The sequence below is a fragment of the Variovorax sp. AC194 genome (assembly GCF_979257995.1).
This window is the reverse complement of the sequence record NZ_OZ409823.1, coordinates 5,373,174-5,392,367: the sequence shown is the minus strand read 5'-3', so window position 1 is coordinate 5,392,367 and position 19,194 is coordinate 5,373,174. Positions and strand designations below refer to the sequence as shown.

The following is a 19,194-nucleotide window of genomic DNA, read 5'->3' as shown; positions in this document are numbered from 1 at the left end:
GGCCCGCGGACCTTAACCCACCCGCAGCACCGCGTCCGCCGGCAGCGCCTGCCAGTCGACCCACTCGCCCACCGCCGCATGGTGCGTCGGCGTCGCGGCGGCCTCCGGCGCGCCCCATTGCAGCGTGAGGCGGCGCTCGCCGAGCCGCAGTGCGATCTCGAAGCCCGGCCAGTGCGCGGGCACGTGCGGCGTCAGCGAAAGCTGCCTGCCCTTCACGCTCAGCCCCAGCAGCGTTTCGACGGACGCGCGGTGCAGCCAGGCGGCCGAGCCGGTGTACCAGCTCCAGCCACCGCGGCCGACGTACGGCGCGGCGCCGTAGATGTCGCCCGCCATCACGTAGGGCTCCAGCTCGTAGGCCGGCCCGCGCTCCGCGTGCGCCGCGCGGTGCGCCGGGCTCAGCCCCTCGAAGCTCTGCCATGCCGCTTCATGGTCGCCCTGCAGCGCCTGCGCCATCAGCGCCCACACTGCGCCGTGCGAGTACTGTCCGCCGTTCTCGCGCACGCCCGGCGGATACGCCTGGATGTAGCCCGGGTTGTTGGTCGAGTGCGCGAAGGGCGGCGTCAACAGGCGCAGGAGGCCCGCCGGCTCGTCGTGCAGGTGCTTCTTCACGGCGGCCATCGCGGGGCCGGTGTGCGCCTCGTCCGAGGCGCCCGAGAGCACCGACCACGCCTGCGCGATCAGGTCGATGCGGCACTCGTCGTTGGCCGAGGAGCCCAGCGGCGCGCCGTTGTCGAAGAAGGCGCGGCGGAACCACGCACCGTCCCAGCCCGCATCGTGCAGCGCGGCGATCCAGCCGCGGCGCGCTTCGGTCCAGCGCGCCGCGCGCTCGTGTTCGCCGTGTGCTTCGGCGATCGGTGCGTAGTGCGCGACCACGCTGCACAGGAACCACGCGAGCCACACCGATTCGCCGCGGCCTTCGTTGCCCACGCGGTTCATGCCGTCGTTCCAGTCGCCCGTGCCCATCAGCGGCAGGCCGTGCACGCCGGTCTTCAGGCTCTTGTCGATGGCGCGCGCGCCGTGCTCGAACACGGTGGCCGTGCGGCCGTTGTTCTGCGGCGCGTAGTAGGCGTCTTCGGCGCCTTCGGGAATCGCGGGGCCTTCGATGAAGCCGACCACCTGGTCGAGCAGCGAGGCATCGCCGGTCACCTCCACATAGTGCGCCGTCGCGAACGGCAGCCACAGCAGGTCGTCCGAGAAATGCGTGCGCACGCCGGCGCCGCCGGGCATGTGCCACCAGTGCTGCACGTCGCCCTCGGGAAACTGGCGCGCGGCGTTCACGAGGATCTGCTCGCGCAGCCGCGCCGGATCGGTGAGCGCGAAGGCCATCGCGTCCTGCAGCTGGTCGCGAAAACCGAAGGCGCCGCCCGCTTGATAAAAGCCGGCCTTCGACCAGAGCCGGCAGGCCAGCGTCTGGTAGACGAGCCAGCGGTTGACCATCGCGTCGAAGAGCGGATCGGGCGTGCGCACCGCAAGGCGCCCGAGCAGTTCGTCCCAGAAGCCGCGCACCTGCGCGAGCGCTTCAGGCACGTCGCGCTGCCGCCAGCGGCGGGCGAGTTCGAGTGCCGCGTCGGCGTTGTCGGCATGGCCCAGCACGAAGGTGAATTCCGCGGTCTCGCCGGCGCCGACGACAAACTCGCCGCCGATGGCCGCGCAGGCATCGAGCCCGCTGCCCGCGCGCCGTGCGAGCGTCTCGGGCACTTCGACGATGCCGTGGCCCGCGAAGAATTCGTTGCGGTCGCAGGTCCACTGTGTCGCACCCGGCAGTCCCGCGAGCAGCAGGAAAGCCGTGCTCCCGCCGAAGCCGCCGCCCGATTCGCGCTGCTGGCCGAACACCGCCGGCTGGTCTTCGGGCTTCCAGCAGTGCACGGTGCGCCGCTCGCCGCGCGCGGCGCCCATCTGCCACTCGACCATGCCGAGCGCGCGCAGGCGCCGTTGGCCCGCGCCCTCGTTGTGCACACGCACATGCACGAGCTTGACGGCATCGTCACGGTCCGCGAAGAAGGTGGTCTTGAGCGTCAGGTTGCGCAGCCGGCATTCGAAGACCGAATAGCCCTGCCCGTGCCGCACGCGGTGGCGCACGGCTTCGGAGCCGCTCGCGCCCTGGCCGGCCGGCGTGAGCGGCAAGAGCTCGCGCGTGGCCAGGTCCTGCAGCAGGTAGTGCTCGAAGGCCGGGTCCTGCACCGGGTCGTTCGACCACGGCGTGACCTGGTGCATGCGGCTGTTGCCGGCCCAGGTGTAGCCCGTGCCCCACTCGGACACCTGGAAGCCGAAGTTGGCATTGGCGATCACGTTGACCCAGGGGCGCGGCGTGCGGTTGTCCATGTCCACGTCGAAGCGGAACTCGCCGCTCTGCGCGTCGAAGCGGCCGGCGGGTGCCGTCATCGGCGTCGTGGCGGGCTGTGCAGACTGCGCCGCGGCCGAGCGCATCAGGAGCGGCGTGCGCTGCGGCACCGGCGCGCTGCTGTCGTCGGCGATCGTCGGGCTGCGCGCCTCGTGCAGCGCGGCCACCTGCACTTCGAGCGCGCGGCCGTCGGCCGTGAACACCACGCGCGCGAGGCTGGAGAGCGCGGCCTTTTCCGAGGGCGCCACCTCGTGGTCGCGCAGCAGGTAGAAGCCGGCCGTGTCGTTGCGCGGAAAGCTGTTCTGGGTCTGCTGCTGCACGCGGGTGCGCAGGGTCTCGATCTCGCGCTGCAGCGGCATCAGGTACGAGTTGGGCTCGCTGTTGAGCACCACCAGGTCGCAGGCCACGCCGCCGAAGCCCCACCACGGCTGCGCGCGCAGCAGCGTGTTGATGAGCCCCATGCCGTTCATCGAATGGATGTAGACCAGCACGATGGGCTTGTCGCCCGAGATGCCGAAGCGCCAGATTTGCCGGAGATCGATGAGCCCGCGGTCCTTCATCACGCGCGGCGTGGTGTAGGTGAGGATGGTCGTCAGGTCCTGCAGCGCGAGGTTCTGCGCGGGCGCGATGCTCAGGTCGCGCAGCCGCACCTGCGCCAGCGTGGCGGCCATGCGCGTGGCGCGCTCCACGTGCATCGGCTGCAGGTAGCGGTCGATGCTGGGCATCAGCGCCTCGATGCTTTCGTCGGCGGCGGTCGCGAAGCTCAGGCGCGCGGTGGCGCCGGGCGCGATGGAGAGGCGCACGCGCAGGCACGCGATCGGGTCCAGCCCGTTCACCGGCGTGCCGTTGATGTGCAGCGGCTGCGCATCGAGCGCGGGGCTCGCGAGCGATCGGTTGCGGCCGATGAAGGCGCGCCGGTCGGTCATGCAGTCGATGGAGAGCACATGCGCATCGACCGAGGCGACGAAGTGCGCCGCGGCCACCACCGGGTCGCCGTGCAGGCGGGGCCTGCGCGACATCAGCAGCGCGCGCCATGCGGGTTCCCAGCGCGATTCGACGAACAGGTTGGCGAAGGCCGGATGCGCCTCGTCGGCCTTGGGGTTCGAGAGCACCGGCTCGAAGTACGAGATGAGTTCGAGCGTGCGCGTCTGGTCGCCCGAGTTGTGCAGCGAAATGCTGCGCAGCTCGGTGTCGTCCTCGGGGCTGATGAGCACCGTGGTGCGCACCTGCAGGCCGGGGCCGGCCGCGTCGAACTGCACCTGGTCGGCCAGGAAGCGCGTGCGGTAGAGCCAGTCGGCGCCGGGCGCGGGCAGGGCGGTGAGCGAGGTGAGCGCGCTCTGGCCTTCGTCGCGGATGTAGAAGAAGGTGCCGTGGCTGTCGCGCAGTGGGTCGTCGCGCCAGCGCGTCACGTTGAACGAACGCCAGCGGCTCACGCCCGCGCCGTTGGCGCGCAGCGCGACCGTGTAGCGGCCGTTCGAGAGCAGGTGCGTGGGCTGGAAGCCCGCGGCCATCGGATCGACCAGGCGCGGCTGGAACAGCGGCGCCAGCTCGGTCTGGCTGGGCTCGGGCGGCGTGCGCGGATCGGCGCTGCCGATGATCTGGCGCGGCGTGCGCTCGTGCAGCAGCGACTCGTGCGCCTGCACCAGCGCGGCGCTGCCGAACCAGCGGCGCGGACCGTCGGCGCACAGCACGTTGCACAGCGCCACCAGCGACATGCCCTGGTGGTGCGCCATGAAGTTGCGCACCACGGTGAACTCCTGCCCCTCGGCCTGGCGCGAGGTGGTGAAGTCCACCGCGTCGTGAAAGCCGAACTCGCCGCGCGCGCCGAGCGCTTCGAGCCGCTCCAGGTTGCTCACCGCCGCCGCCGGCGCGAGCACCGCGGCCATCACGCTCGCGTAGGGCGCCACCACGCGGTCGGTGGGCGGCGTGCGCCGCAGCGCCAGGCGCGGCACGCCGAAGGGCGAGTACTGGTAGGCGAGCGAGTGGTCCTGCGCGAAGTAGGCCGATTCCGAAACGCCCCACGGCAGGTTCTGCGCGCGGCCGAAGGCCTGCTGCTCGGCGATGGCCGCGCTGTTGGCCACCTGCAGCAGGCCGTCTTCGGGCTCGGACATCACGAGCGCGGGCATCAGGTACTCGAACATCGAGCCCGACCACGATTTGAGGCTGGGCTCGAAACCCACCAGCAGGAACGGCCGGCCCAGCGCCATCCAGTGGCGGCGCGGCACGTCGCCCTTGGCGATCGCCAGGAAACTCAAGAGGCGCGACTCGGACGCCAGCAGGTCGTAGTAGCTCGCATCGAGCACGTTCTCCTCGACGCGCAGGCCGATGTGGAACAGGTGGCGCTTGGCGTCGTAGAGGCCGCTGAAATCCATGCCCGCGTGCAGCGCGTCGCAGCGCTGCGCGAGCGCTTCGAGCGCGGGCGCTTCGTGGCTCTCGCAGCCCTCCGCCGAGAAGGCGCGGCAGGCCTGTGCCACCGCCACGAGGTGGCCCGCGAAGTTGCCGCTGTCCACGCTGGAGACGTAGTCCGGCGGCAGCGGCTTGAGCGATTGCGTGTCGTACCAGTTGAAGAGGTGGCCCTGGTGCTTCTGCATGCGGTCGACGGTGTCCAGCGTGGCACCGATGCGCGCGAGCAGCGCGGCCGTGTCGATCCAGCGGAACTCGCGCGCGCAGCACACTGCCAGCAGGTACATGCCGATGTTGGTCGGCGAGGTGCGATGGGCGATGGTGGGCTGCGGCTCCAGCTGCAGGTTGTCGGGCGGCAGGTGGTTGTCGTCGGGGCCGACCACGTGCTCGAAGAAAAGCCAGGTGTCGTGCGCGAGCTTCTCGAGGTAGGTGCGCTGGTCGGCGCTCAGCGGATCGGGCACCTCGGCATCGACGCGGCTGCTCCACCACGCCGCGACAGGCGCGAGCGCCCAGAGGACGAACAGCAGCGGGCCGACGATCGGGTAGGCGCTCCAGTGCGCCGCCACCGCGAGCGCGAGGCAGGCCACGCTGCTGAAAGCGCCGCCACGCAGGAACGGCAGCAACTGCTGGCTGGACTGCGCCTGCGCCTGCGCGGCGGTGGTCCATTGCAGCAGGTGCTTGCGGCTCACGACCAGCCGCCACGTCGCGAGAAAGGCCGCGTCGAGCAACAGGCGCGTCTGCGCCGCGAGCTGCACGAACTGCCAGGCCGCGCCGGCCATGGCGCGCAGCAATTCGACCGCGCCCACGTCGAAGAAGTGGCGCAGCTCGATGGCGCGCCGCGTCGGCACCAGCCCGGCCAGCGCGCCGAGCAGCGGCCCGAGCGTGAGCGCCGCGCCGACGGCCGCCAGCGCCCAGCCGAGCGGCATGGCCTGCGTGAAGATCACCAGCACCAGCAGCGCGAAAGAAGCCGGCACCACCTGCGAGCGGCGCAGGTTGTCGCCCATCTTCCAGAGGCCGAGCGCGTCGATGCCGAAGCGCCGGGCGCGCCACATCAGCGGCAAGAGCTGCCAGTCGCCGCGCACCCAGCGGTGCACGCGCGAGGCGGCCACGCCGGCGTGGTGCGGATGGTCTTCGACCAGCACCACGTCGCTCACCATCGCGCAGCGCGCGACCGTGCCTTCGAGCAGGTCGTGGCTGAGCACCGCGCTGTCGGGGATGCGTTCGTTCAATGTGGCGTGCAGCGCGCGCACGTTCAGGAGCCCCTTGCCGGTGAAGGAGCCGCTGCCGAACACGTCCTGGTAGATGTCCGATGCACCGCTGCCGTAGGGGTCGAGCCCGCACTGGCCGGCGAACATCCAGTGGAAGGGCGAGCGCTCGTTCTGCATCGGAAACGGCGTGACGATGCGCGGCTGCAGGATGCCGAAGCCCGCGACGACGCGGCGGCTTTGCGCATCGACCTCGGGCGCGTTGAGCGGATGCGCGGCGATCGACACCAGGTCGCGCAGCGCGCCGGGCGGCAGGCCCGTGTCGCTGTCGAGCGTGAGCACATAGGGCGTGCGGCCCGCGGCCAGTTGCTGGCCGGGCGGGAGCGCCAGGAAGCCGCTCGCATCGCCGGTCGCCAGCAGGCGCACCAGCATCTCCAGCTTGCCGCGCTTGCGCTCCCAGCCCATCCAGCGCTCTTCGGTGTCGCTCCAGGTGCGCGGGCGGTGCAGCACGAGAAAGCGCGGCGCCGCGCCGTCGGCCGCGGGGTATTTCGCGTTGAGCGCGGCGATGCGCTGGATGGCGTCGTCCAGCAGCGGGGCATCGTCGGGCAGCGAGGCCTGCGCGGCGTCGGCCCAGTCGGTGAGGAGGGCGAACTGCGCGTGCGGCTCGCGGTTGGCGAGCCAGTGCAGCTCGAGCCGGTGCGCGAGCTGCGCGTTGCTCGCCGCCGAGGTCAGCAGCGTGGGAATGACGACGAGCGCGCGGTGCCGCTCGGGAATGCCGGCCGCGAAATCCAGGCGCGGCAGCGCCTGCACGCGCACCGACTCGGCCATGATCCGCTGCGCCAGCGCGATCAGCGCCTCGGAGAGCGGCCATGCGAGCAGCACGAGGGCGACCACGGTGGTCCAGTCGCCGCGGTGCGCGAGGCCGTGCGCCACGGCGAACAGCAGCAGCGCGGTGCCTACGGCGACGGACAGGAGGTACGCCGGCAGACGCCAGCTGCGATGGCTGCGCGCGGGTTGGGTGGGAACGGTTCGGCCATCGCGGCCCGCCTTCTCATCGGACTGCAATGCGGCGATCAGCGCCGGCCGGCCCTGGCCGAAGAGGTAGTAGCCGGCGGTGCCGTCGGCACGGTCGGTCTCCGCGGCAGCGTCGTCGGCCGGCGCGCTCGCGGCCATGCGCACGACGGCCTCGGCCACCTCGCGCTCGGGCTGCTCGGTGTCGCGCGCCACGCGCTCCATCGCATGCGTGATCTGCTGGCGCGTGCGTTCGCTCTCGCTCGCGAAGCTCGGCAGCTCGCGCAGCACGCGCAGCGACCGGCTCACCGGCTCGATCAGGTCGCTCCACTCGACCTGGCCGATCATGCGCAGCGTCGTGATGATGTTGCCGACCGTGAGGTTGGCGGCGGCCTGCGCGTTCTGCGCGTCGTTGATCAGCGCCGGGCCGTTGGGGCAGTGCTGTTCGGTCCAGCGCACGAGCGCAGGCATGTTCTCGCCGTGCTCCACCGGCAGGCGCTGCCAGAGCTGCGTGAGATAGTTGTCCTGCAGGCCGTGGCTCTGCAGCGCGCGGTAGAGCACGTCGAGGTCCTGCGCCGAGAGATGCGGCGCCGCGTCCCAGGCGGCATGCGCGATCTCGCGCGCGACCTTGTTCTCGGCAATGCTCTCGGCCACGCGGCGCAGGTTTTCCAGCAGCACCACGCGCAGCGTGGTGGGCAGCGCCCAGAGCTCGCCGAGCGTGAGCTCGTCGATGTCCTGGTAGGCGTTGAGGAAGGCGGTGAACAGCGTCTTGTTGAGCACGCTGTCGGTGTGCGCCACATAGGCCCACGCGATGCCGTACACCCGCGGCAGCCCCGCGAGCGGCGGCGTCGCGAGCTTGGGCAGCCGCGCGTAGTAGCTGCGCGGCACGCCGTCGTGGATCTGCTGGAGCTGCGCCTCCACGAGGTGGAAGTTGTCGAGCAGCCATTCGGCGGCCGGCGACACGTAGCGCCCGCTCTGCGAGATGCGCGCGATGTAGTCGAAGGCGGCGCGCAGCGATTCGAGGTTCTCGTCCACGCGCGGAAAAAACGGCGCGCCCTCGCCGGCGCGGCGGCTGTCTTCTTCCACCACCTGCGCGCGCGCGAGGCTGTGGCCGTGCTGCTCGAAACGTTGGGCGCCGAAGAGTTCGGCGCGGATCGGAAGGGCTACCGGGTCATGCGGACCCAGCAGAAGCGCCCGGGCGTAGTGACTGAGCCCCTGGAGGCGGTCGGCGACGGCTGCGGCGCTCAAGCGATCGCGAAGAGACCGATGCCCAGCACCACGGCCATGCAGGCCATCGTGACGATGCGGCCCGCAGCGAGTGCGCGCACACGTTGCATGTGGCTTCGCACCGAGAACCATCGGCCGTGAGCCTGCGCGCAATGGCGCATGTGGGAGGCCAGGGCTTCGAAGTCGTCGTTGACGAAATCGACTTGCGAATGGGTAAGGGACTGCGGGACGGACATTGCAACGGGCTCCTGTGAAACGAATTCGAGCTGCCGCGCGACTGCGAGGATTGCGAGAACTGTGAACGTAACCCGACCGTACCCGTTTAAATGGCCTTACAGGTGCCTGATTGGCGATTGTTCACGTAGGAAAGGGCGCACAAGGCGCCCTTTCAATTTCTCGTCTTTTTTTCTCCGCCGGGTGGCCGGCGCCTGAATCAACAGCTGTGTTGCTCAGGCCCGGCGCTGGAGAAAACCGTCGTCAGTTGAACTCGTAGCCCAGGCCCACGCCGACGTTGAACTTGCTGCTGCTGTAGCCGCCGTTGACCTTGTAGACCCACTTGCCATCGCTCGAGCGCGACGAATAGCCGATGGCCATCGCGTTGTAGCCCGAGTAGTTGCCCACGCCCATCGACAGCAGGCTCTTGCCCGGCGTCATGGCCTGCGGCATCGCGCTCATCGCGGTGGCCATCGCCACGCCCGAATACGCGATGCGCTGCGTGCTGGCGATCTGGCCTTGCAACTGGCCCTGCACGGCCGACAGCTGGCTCTTGTTGACCGCGTCGTTCGGCAGGATGCCCGGCGCCACGTTGGAGAGGCGCGTGCCGCCGGGTGCCTGACCGTTGCCCAGGGCAACCTCGTTGTAGTTGACGGAGCCGTCGGGGTTGGTCGCGTACTGCACGCTGCCGGCCCTCATCGCGTTCGAGGCGGCCTTGAGCTGCGCGATGTTCGCCGCGTCGCTGTCGACCGAGCCCGCGGCCACGCCGGTGATCTGGCGGAACTGGCCGTTGGCCGCGTCGCCCACGGACACGGCGGCCTGCGTGCTGGTCGTCGCCTTGATGGCGGCTTGCTGCTGCGCATTCGCGGTGCGCGGAACATAGCCGGCCGCGCCGGCTGCCGTCGTTGCCACCGATCCAGCGCCCAGCGCCACCCCGCCACTCCGCGTGACCACCGCGCCGAAGCCGATTGCCGTGCCGTGCGAGCTGTTCTGCGCTTTGCTCAGCGCCGTGCCGCCCGCATCCGCGCCGTCGCCCAGCGCCACCCCGCCCACGCCGGCGCGGGCGTTCGTGCCGATGGCCTGTGAGCCCGTGGCCAATGCACCGGTGCCGATGGCGATCGCGTTCGCGCCAATCGCCTGGGCGTTGGAGCCCACGGCCACCGCACCGTCGGCCGTCGCCTTGGCACCGTTGCCGGCGGCGAAGGCGTTGGTTCCGCTGGCCACCGACTGCGGCCCGATGGCCACGGAATCGGAGCCGCTGGCCGATGCATCGTCGGCGGTCGAGTTGGCGTGGAAGTACTTGGTGCCGCCGTTGTACATGCCGGTGACCGTCGTGCTCAAGGTGGCGACGTTCCCGTTCGTGACGTCGAGGCTGGTGGACAGACTGCCGACGTTGTCGGTCACCGTGCTCAGGCCGGTAGAGAGGCTGGAGATACCGCTGACGGCAGTGCTCAGGCCCGTGGCGGTCGAGGTCGACAAGCTGCTCACGCTGCTGTTTGTCTCGCTCAGCGCTGTAGACAGGCTACCGACGTCGGTGGTCGCCGGCTTCTCGGCCGGATCAGGCTTTGCATCGCCGGCCGTTGTTGCGGCCGAAGGCTGCGGCGTCGTGGTCGCAGGCTGCGCTGCGGTGGTGTTGGCGCCATTCGCCGGGTCGGCTTTCGCGTCGGTCGTCGGTTCTGCCGCGGGAGCGGGCTTCGCATCGCCGGCCGTCGGTGCAGCGGTGGTCGGCTGTGCCACGGGAGCAGCCTTCGAATCGCCGCCCGTCGGGTTGGCCGAAGGCTGCGGCGCTGCCGTCGTGGGTTGCGCTGGGGTGGTGTTTGCGCCGTTTGCAGCCGGTTCGGTTTTGACACCGGTTGCCGGTTCCGCCGCAGGAGCGGGCTTCGCATCGCCTGCGGTTGGTTCGGTCGCAGGCTGCGGCATCGTGGTCACCGGCTGCGTTGCGGCGGGCTCCGTGTTCTTGGCCGACGGATCGGTCTTCGCATCGCCCGTCGTCGGTGCGGCGGTTGCCGGCTGTGCAGAGGGAACAGCCTTCGCATCGCTGGCCGTTGGCGCAGCGGTTGTGGGCTGTGCTGCCGCAACGGGCTTTGCATCAGGGGTCGGCTGTGCGGCTGAAGCAGGCGTTGCGTCCGGCGCCGGCTGTGCTGCAGGAGCGGTCTCCGCGGCGCCGGACGCTGGACCAGCCGAAGCCTTCGGCGGATTGGATGTCGTCGCCGCGACGGGCTCTGACGGTGGAGTGGCAGGAGTGGGCTTCGTATCGCTGGTCGTCGGTGCAGCGGTCGTCGGCGGTGCAGATGGAATGGGCGTTGCGTCCGGCGTCGGCTGTGCTGCCGCAACAGGCTTTGCATCAGGCGTCGGCTGTGCGGCCGTTGCGGGCTCGGCAATGCTGCCAGCTGAACCGGTCCCGGAAGTCTGCGGCGGATTGGATGCCGTCGCCGCGACGGGCACTGACGGTGGAGTGGCAGGTGTGGGCTTGGCATCGCTGGTCATCGGTGCAGCGGTCGTCGGCGGTGCAGATGGAGCGGGCGTTGCGTCCGACGCCGGCTGTGCTGCAGGAGCGGGCTCCGAAGCGCCGGGCGATGGAACGGCCGAAGCCTGCGGCGGTGTGGGCTGCGTTGGCGTTGCGGGCGCCGGCTGCGGAGCGGCAGGAGTGGGCTTCGCATCTGCGGTCGTTGGTGCCGCGGTCGTCGGCTGGACCACCGGAACAGGCGTTGCTTCCGGCGTCGGCTGTGCGGCCGGAAGAGGTGCTGCCTCGGCCGCCGGCTGTGCCGCAGGAGCGGGCTCCGCAGCGGCGGGCGCTGGTCCGGCGGAAGCTTGCGGCGGAGTGGCCGGCGTCGGCGCTAGAAACTCCGGCGGTGCAGCGGCGGGAGTGGGCTGCGCACCCGGCGGCACGGCTGACGGTTGGTCGGCGGTCGCCTCTGGAGCGCTGGGCGTTGCCTCCAATTGCGCGTGGGCCAGCGAAGCACCCATCAACATGAGGCCGGCAAACCCGACAGCGGCCAACTGGGCAGACCCGCTGCGCTTGCCGCGCGGCTTGGTGGTTTCGGAAGCGGCCACCCAGGCGCCGAGAGATTCATTCCAGATCGAGCGATGTGATTTTTTATTCATTGAGATCAACGGTTGAAAAGTAACTAACCACGAAGGGATGCACGGAAAAGCGCACCGAGGCTCCCTCCCACGGCCTCGGTCACACGCGGCGCGCGAGCGCCGACGGTTCGGTTCTTCAGGAAAGCTGCAGGCCTGCGACAGAGGCCATTCGGGGTGTCGCGGCAATGGCAGGCGGCCACCGGCGCGGGCAACAGCGTCGGCATGCCCATGAACAGCATCGGCAAGCGGCTACGGTGCGAGCGGGCTGGACAGGCGCAGGCGATGCACCCTCGCGCCGTTGATGCGGGGCACGGCAGATGGCGCACCTTCTGTTCGTTGTTTTCGGCATCACGTGCTCGGGTGTCCCGCGGCTCATTTCCATTTCCAGCCGATGCCCGCGTTGACGCCCCACTCCTTGCCGGTGGTGGAAAGCCCCGCGCCCCACGACATCCGGCCGTCGTCCGACAGCGTCTTGAAGGTCAGGGCCACCGCGCTATAGCCTCTGTAGCTGCCGAAGCCGATGCCCACAGTCTTCTCGCCGGCGTACAGCGGCGGCAGGTAGGTGCCCGACATCGCTAACGCCATGGCCGAGCCCGAGTAGGCGATGCGCGCCACGTCGCCCACCTGGCGCTGTACCTGGTCCAACTGCCTCACGTTGACCGCGTCGGTCGGCAGCACGCCCGGTGCGACGTTGCCGATGCGCGTGCCGCCCGGTGCCTGGCCGTTGCCGAGCGCGACTTCGCTGTAGTTGGTCGAGCCGTCGGCGTTGGTGGCGTACTGCACGCCGCCGGCCTTGGTTGCGTTCGACGCGGCGCGCAGTTGCGCCATGTTGGTGGCATCGCTGTCTGCGGAGCCCGCGGCCACGCCGGTGATCTGGCGGAACTGGCCATGGGCCGCGTCGCCCACGGACACCGCGGCCTGCGTGCTGGTCGTGGCCTTGATGGCTGCTTGCTGCTGCGCGCTCGCGTTGCCGGGGATGTAGCCGGCCACGCCTGCCGCGGTGCCGGCGACAGAGCCCGCGCCCAGCGCGACGCCGCCGCTTTGCTGCACAACGGCGCCGAAGCCGATCGCGGTGCCCTTTGAAACGTTCTGCGCCTGGCTGAGTGGCGTGCCGCCCGCATCGGCCCTGTCGCCAAGCGCCACGCCGCCACCGCCCGCGCGGGAGTTCTCGCCGATGGCCTGCGAGCCCGTGGCCATCGAGCCGGTACCGATCGCGACTGCATTGGGCCCGGCCGCCCAGGCGCCCAAGCCGATGGCGACAGCACCGTCTGCCGTCGCCTTGGCGCCGTTGCCGGCTGCGAAGGCATTGGCGCCGCTGGCCACCGACTGCGGGCCGATCGCCACCGCGTCCTGGCCGGTCGCCTTGGCATCGGGCGCCGCCGAGCTGGCGTGGAAGTACTTCGTGCCCTTGTCGTTGATCGTGTCCACCGTCGTGCTCAGGCTGCCGATGCGGCTGGTGGCGGTGCTCAGGCCCATGGAGGTCGAACTTGACAGGCTCGCGAGCCCACTGCCGGCCGTACTCACGCCGGTGGACAGGCTGGCCAGGTTGCTGTTGGTCGTGTTCAGTCCGGTGGACAGGCTGGAGATGCCGCTCGTCGCCGTGCCGAGGCCGGCCGACATCAAGGTCGAGAGGCTGCTGACATTGCTGCTGGTGGTGCTCAGGCCCGTCGAGAGGCTGCCGACGCTGCTGCCCACGGTGCTCAGTCCCGCGGACAGGTTGCCGATGCTGCTGGCCGCGGTGCTCAAGCCACTCGACGTGGAAGTCGAAAGGCTGTCGATGCCGCTCGTGGCGGTGCTCAGCGCCGAGGAGGTGGAGGTCGACAGGCTGGTCAGGCTGCTGCCGGTCGAGCTCAAGCCGGTCGAGAGGCTGCCGATGCTGCTCGTGGCCGTGCTCAGTCCGGACGATGTCGAGGCCGACAGGCTGCCCACGCCGCTGTTCGTGGTGCTGAGGCCCGTGGACAGGCTCGATATGGCAAGGGTCGCGGTGCTCAGGCCCGACGATGTCGATGCAGACAGGCTGCCAATGCTGCTGTTGGTGGAACTCAGGCCAGTGGACAGGCTGGAGATGCCGCTGGTCGCGGTGCTCAGAGCCGAGGACGTGGAGGTCGACAGGCTGCCGATGCTGCTGTTCGCTGTGCTCAGCCCACTTGACGTCGACGTCGACAAGCTGCCCACGCTGCTGTTCGTTGTGCTCAAGCCCGTGGACAGGCTGGAGATGCCACTGGTCGCCGTGCTCAGACCTGCGGACGTGGAGGTCGACAAGCTGTCGATGCTGCTCGTGGCCGTGCTCAGGCCACTCGAGGTCGAGGTCGACAGGCTGCTCACGGTGCTGTTCGTTGTGCTCAAGCCTGTGGACAGGCTGGAGATGCCGCTGCTCGCGGTGCTCAGGCCGGTGGACAGGCTGCCGATGCTGCTGGTGGCAGTGCTCAGACCCGAGGACGTGGAGGTCGACAAGCTGCTCACGCTGCTGTTCGCCGAACTCAGACCGGTTGACAGGCTCGAGATGCCGCTGGTCGCAGTGTTCAGACCCGACGAGGTCGAAGTCGACAAGCTGCTCACGCTGCTGTTCGCCGAACTCAGACCGGTTGACAGGCTCGAGATGCCGCTGGTCGCAGTGCTCAGACCCGACGAGGTCGAAGTCGACAAGCTGCTCACGCTGCTGTTCGTTGTGCTCAAGCCCGTCGACAGGCTGGAGATGCCACTGGTCGCCGTGCTCAGACCCGCGGACGTGGAGGTCGACAAGCTGTCGATGCTGCTCGTGGCCGTGCTCAGGCCACTCGAGGTCGAGGTCGACAGGCTGCTCACGCTGCTGTTCGTTGTGCTCAAGCCTGTGGACAGGCTTGAGATGCCGCTGGTCGCGGTGCTCAGGCCCGAGGACGTGGAGGTCGACAGGCTGTCGATGCTGCTCGTGGCCGTGCTCAGTCCACTGGAGGTCGAAGTTGACAGACTGCTGACGTTGCTGTTGGTCGTGCTCAAGCCGGTGGACAGGCTGGAGATGCCACTGGTCGCGGTGCTCAGACCCGAGGACGTGGAGGTCGACAGGCTGTCGATGCTGCTCGCGGCGGTACTCAGACCCGACGAGGCCGAAGTCGACAGGCTGCTGATGCTGCTGTTCGCTGTGCTCAGCCCACTTGACGTCGAGGTCGACAAGCTGCCCACGCTGCTGTTCGTTGTGCTCAAGCCGGTGGACAGGCTGGAGATACCGCTGGTCGCGGTGCTCAGGCCCGACGACGTGGAGGTCGACAGGCTATTGACGCTGCTCGTGGCGGTGCTCAGTCCACTGGACGTCGAAGTCGACAGACTGCTGACGTTGCTGTTGGTCGTGCTCAAGCCGGTGGACAAGCTGGAGATGCCGCTGGTCGCGGTGCTCAGACCCGAGGACGTGGAGGTCGACAGGCTGTCGATGCTGCTCGCGGCGGTACTCAGACCCGACGAGGCCGAAGTCGACAGGCTGCTGATGCTGCTGTTCGCTGTGCTCAGCCCACTTGACGTCGAGGTCGACAAGCTGCCCACGCTGCTGTTCGTTGTGCTCAAGCCCGTGGACAGGCTGGAGATGCCACTGGTCGCGGTGCTCAGACCCGAGGAGGTGGACGTCGACAGGCTGTCGATGCTGCTCGCTGCAGTGCTCAGGCCGCTCGATGTGGAAGTCGAGAGACTGCTGACGCTGCTGTTCGTTGTGCTCAGACCCGTGGACAGGCTGGAGATGCCACTGGTCGCGGCGCTAAGACCCGAGGACGTGGAAGTCGACAAGCTGTCGATGCTGCTCGTGGCGGTGCTCAGGCCAGTCGAGGTCGAGGTCGACAGGCTGCTCACGGTGCTGTTCGTTGTGCTCAAGCCCGTGGACAGGCTGGAGATGCCGCTGGTCGCCGTGCTCAGTCCCGAGGACGTGGAAGTCGACAAGCTGTCGATGCTGCTCGTGGCCGTGCTCAGGCCACTCGAGGTCGAGGTCGATAGGCTGCTCACGGTGCTGTCAGTGGTACTCAGGCCCGTGGACAGGCTTGAGATGCCGCTGGCCGCGGTGCTCAGGCCCGTGGACAAGCTGCCGATGCTGCTCGTCGCGGTGCTCAGGCCAGACGATGTCGAGGTCGACAGGCTGCCGATGCTGCTGTTGGCGGAACTCAGGCCTGTGGACAGGCTGGAGATGCTGCTGGTCGCGGTGCTCAGGCCCGAGGACGTGGTCGTCGACAGGCTATCGATGCTGCTCGTTGCCGTGCTCAGGCCAGTCGAGGTCGAAGTCGACAAACTGCTCACGCTGCTGTCCGTGGTGCTCAGACCCGTCGAAAGGCTCGAGATGGCGCTGGTCGCGGTGCTCAGACCCGAGGACGTGGAAGTCGACAGGCTGCTCACGCTGCTGTCGGTCGTGCTCAAGCCCGTGGACAGGCTCGAGATGGCACTCGTCGCGATGCTCAGGCCGAAGGACGTGGAAGTCGACAGGCTGCCGATGCTGCTCGTCGCCGTGCTCAGTCCCGAGGACGTCGAGGCCGACAAGCTGCCAAGGCTGCTGCCGGTCGAACTCAAGCCTGTGGACAGGCTGGAAACATCGCTCGAGACGGAGGTCGACAGCGAGGTCAACTGCCCGAAGTTCACCGCATCCGTCGGGTTCACGCCCGCGGCCACGTTCGTGAGGATCACCGGTGACGTCGCGCCCACGCCGCCCAGGGTGATTTTGGTGTGGCTCGCATCGTCGTACTGCACCGAGTTCGAGAGCCCGGTGGACAGGCTGCCGATGCTGCTGGTTGCCGTGCTCAGGCCCGTCGAGGTGGAGCCCGAGAGGCTGGCCACCGCGCTGCCGGTCGTGCTCAGGCCGGTCGAAAGACTCCGGACGCCGCTCGTCGCGGTGCTGAGGCCGGTGGAGGTCGAGTTCGACAGGCTGCTCAGGTTGCTGTTCGTGGCACTCAGGCCCGAGGACAGGCTGGAGATGCCACTGGTCGACGTGCTCAAGCCGGTGGAAAGACTGGAGATGCCGCTGGCTGCGGTGCTCAGGCCCGTCGATGCCGAGGTCGACAAGCTGACGACGCTGCTGCTCGTCGTGCTCAGGCCCGTGGACAAGCTGGAGATGCCGCCGGTCGCCGTGCTCAGGCCGGACGACGTGGAGGCCGAGAGGCTGACGACACTGCTGTTCGTCGAACTCAAGCCCGTCGACAGGCTCGACAGGCCGCTGCTCGCCGTGCTCAGCCCCGAGGAGGTGGAGCTCGAAAGGCTCCTCACGCTGCTGCTGGTGGTGCTCAGGCCCGCGTAGAGCTGGCTGCCGTTGATCGCATCGGTCGATGTGGCCGTGATGCGGCCGGCGGCCACGTTGGTGAGCTGGCGCTCGGCGTCCGTATCGCCGATGCTGACGACGCCGACGGGTGAGGTGCCGGCGAAGTTGCCATAGGTCACGCCGCCAACGGTGGCGGCGGCTACCGGTTTAGCCGAAGCCGTCGAAGCACCATCGCCCAACGCCACGCTGCGCGCATTGCTCGAGAAGGCGTCAAGACCGATGGCAATGCCGGCAGTGGCTGCGGCGGTGACTTCGGATTGCCCGCCGATGGCGATCGAATCGGCTGCGCCTGCGCTCGCACCGTCGTGGACATTGCCGCCAACGGCCGTCGCGCCGGACCCGCGCGCATGCGCTGAGTTACCCAGCGCCGTCGTCCAGTCGGCAGAGGCATTTGCGAAGCCGCCCACTGCGGTGCTGTCGCCTCCGTTCGCTGTCGAATTTGTGCCCACAGCAACACCCTGCCTGCCGGTTGCCTGCGCCGCGAAACCCAATGCGGTGGCACGGTAGCCACTGGCTTCCGCCATGGCTCCGAACGCGGCAGAGCCGACGCTGTTGGCAGTGGCCGCGAAACCAAACGCTGTCGCTGGCCGCAACTGGCCTTCATCCAATCTGCTTTGGGCCAGAGCGTTGCGACCGAAGGCCATGTCCCCTTCGAAGAGGGCACTGGCGCCGTTGCCGAACGCCAGCGCGCCGTTACCGTTCGCCTTGGCCCCGGTGCCGATCGCTGCCGCGTTCACACCGCCGGTCACGTTGGCGTTGTTGCCTATGGCGATGCTTCCGCCAGCGCTCGCCGCGACCTTCGACAAGCGCCCGATGGCGATGGAATCGGCTGCGGCAGCTGCGGCGCCTGCCCCAGGGTCTCCTCCTCCCCCGATTGCCACGGCACTGGTCCCCGTCGCGGTCGACGCCGCGCCGATTGCCACGGCGTTCGCTGCGTTGGCCATGGCCTTCGGCCCGATGGCCGTTGAACTTTTTTCACTGGCAATGGCGCCCAAACCCATCGCCAGTGCAGCGTCGCCGGTGGCCCTGGCATCGCCGCCGACCGCCATGGCACCGATGGCGTTGGCCTTTGCACCCGAACCGATGGCCGTCGCGCCGTCGGTTTCGGCATTGGCCGCGGTTCCAATGGCCAGTGAACTTGTTCCCTTGGCATTGGCGTTGGGACCGAGGGCGATTGCCGTGTCGGCGCCGGCGTTCGCAAGGGAACCGATGGCCATCGCGCTGAGAGCGCTTGCTCTGCTGAGGTTGCCAACAGCGATGCTGGTTATTCCAGTGGCAATCGAATCCGTGCCGAAGGCAATGGCGTTGGCCGCATTGCCCATCGCGCGGGTACCTATCGCCAATACGTTCTTGGCGAGGCCCTTGCTCTGGTAGCCAACGGCGACGGCGTTGTCCGCGGACGCGTCGGCTTGGCTGCCCAAAGCGGTTGCATCTTCTCCGCGGGCGCTGCTCTCTGTGCCAACAGCGATGCTTCTTTTACCGCTGGCGCTCGATAGCGTGCCGATGGCGGTAGCGTTGGCCGCCAGGCTATTCGCGCTCTGGCCGAGTGCCACGGCATTTTCTGCCGACGCATTCGACGTCCGGCCAACTGCCGTGGCAAATTGGCTGTTGGCCTCAGCTCCCGAACCTGCGGCAAGCGAACGGTCTCCACTCGCATTGCTCTTGAAGCCAATGGCCACCGCGCTGTTCCCGGTCGCGCTGGCATCGGTTCCGTATGCCTGGGCATGCGCCTCGTCCCGGTTGGCGGCGGCGGTCAATATGCCCAGCACGGCAAGCGCGGCCACCCTTGCGCTCTTGCTCCGCTTGCCTCGCGCCGAGGTGGTTTCGGACACCGCCACCCATGCGCCCAGCGCTTCACTCCAGATGCTCTTGTGCGACTTGTTCACTTGCTTGCCCCGTGGATGCGAACGAATTGCCCCGAAGGGGCAAAAGAATTGCGCCAATTCGGAATTCGTTCCCCTGGCGCCGGATAGGCTGCAGGCGAATTGCCATTGCAGACCGGGGCGGACTTTAGGGGGGCTTCAGGCAGCGAGCGAGCGCTAAATGGCCTGAAAAGTCAGGTATGAGACGGTCTGGGGCAGACAGCGGCCGCAACCGCAAACAATTGCACGTTCGGCGGTTCGAAAGCCCTCGATGGAATTAATTCCATCGAAAAAAGATGCCGCCAACAATTTCGGCAACTGAGATTTACATCGTGCCAATAAATGCGCGCTTGCATTTACGCGCGGGGCGACGTGAAATCGTCGAGTGCGCCCCGTGAAGCGGGTCCCGGGGCGGCGCGCCGCATGCCTCTGGGCGGCGCAAAGGTACGCGAAAGATTTAAAAAATCAACCGAAAATTTCTGCCCCAGCACCAGAAGAAAATCTGACTTTCAATAATTCTTCATGCGATGAAGTATTGGGCCGGGCAGTTTTTATCTTGTTGGAAATGATTGCCAACGTTCGATTAAA

Annotated in this window: 3 protein-coding genes and 4 pseudogenes; all 7 read right to left on the bottom strand. The window is 68.7% G+C overall.

Features of this window, described 5'->3' with window-relative positions:
- Positions 1 to 12 precede the first annotated feature (12 nt).
- Positions 13 to 8,208 (bottom strand): GH36-type glycosyl hydrolase domain-containing protein, encoded by an 8,196-nt coding sequence (locus tag ACZYRS_RS25580; RefSeq protein WP_463421466.1) that lies wholly within the window; start codon positions 8,206 to 8,208, stop codon positions 13 to 15.
- Entirely contained in the window at positions 8,205 to 8,423 is a 219-nt protein-coding gene (locus ACZYRS_RS25575) for a hypothetical protein (protein ID WP_198785707.1), read from the bottom strand. The genes ACZYRS_RS25580 and ACZYRS_RS25575 overlap by 4 nt, the downstream gene beginning before the upstream one ends.
- A 241-nt stretch (positions 8,424 to 8,664) precedes the next feature.
- Entirely contained in the window at positions 8,665 to 9,741 is a 1,077-nt protein-coding gene (locus ACZYRS_RS25570) for a YadA family autotransporter adhesin (RefSeq protein ID WP_463422535.1), read from the bottom strand.
- Between the two features lie 1,680 nt (positions 9,742 to 11,421).
- Positions 11,422 to 11,505: pseudogene (locus ACZYRS_RS25565) on the bottom strand (ESPR-type extended signal peptide-containing protein); the annotation flags it as partial.
- A 351-nt stretch (positions 11,506 to 11,856) separates the two neighbouring features.
- Positions 11,857 to 12,726: pseudogene (locus tag ACZYRS_RS25560) on the bottom strand (YadA-like family protein); the annotation flags it as partial.
- Positions 12,727 to 12,765: 39 nt separating this feature from the next.
- Positions 12,766 to 17,388, bottom strand: a pseudogene (locus tag ACZYRS_RS25555) (beta strand repeat-containing protein); the annotation flags it as partial.
- A 54-nt stretch (positions 17,389 to 17,442) separates the two neighbouring features.
- Positions 17,443 to 18,630, bottom strand: a pseudogene (locus ACZYRS_RS25550) (ESPR-type extended signal peptide-containing protein); the annotation flags it as partial.
- Positions 18,631 to 19,194: the final 564 nt, after the last annotated feature.

Excerpts from the sequence above, each read along its gene's own strand:
- ACZYRS_RS25575 (WP_198785707.1), bottom strand. The coding sequence starts at position 8,423 with ATGTCCGTCCCGCAGTCCCTTACCCATTCGCAAGTCGATTTCGTCAAC.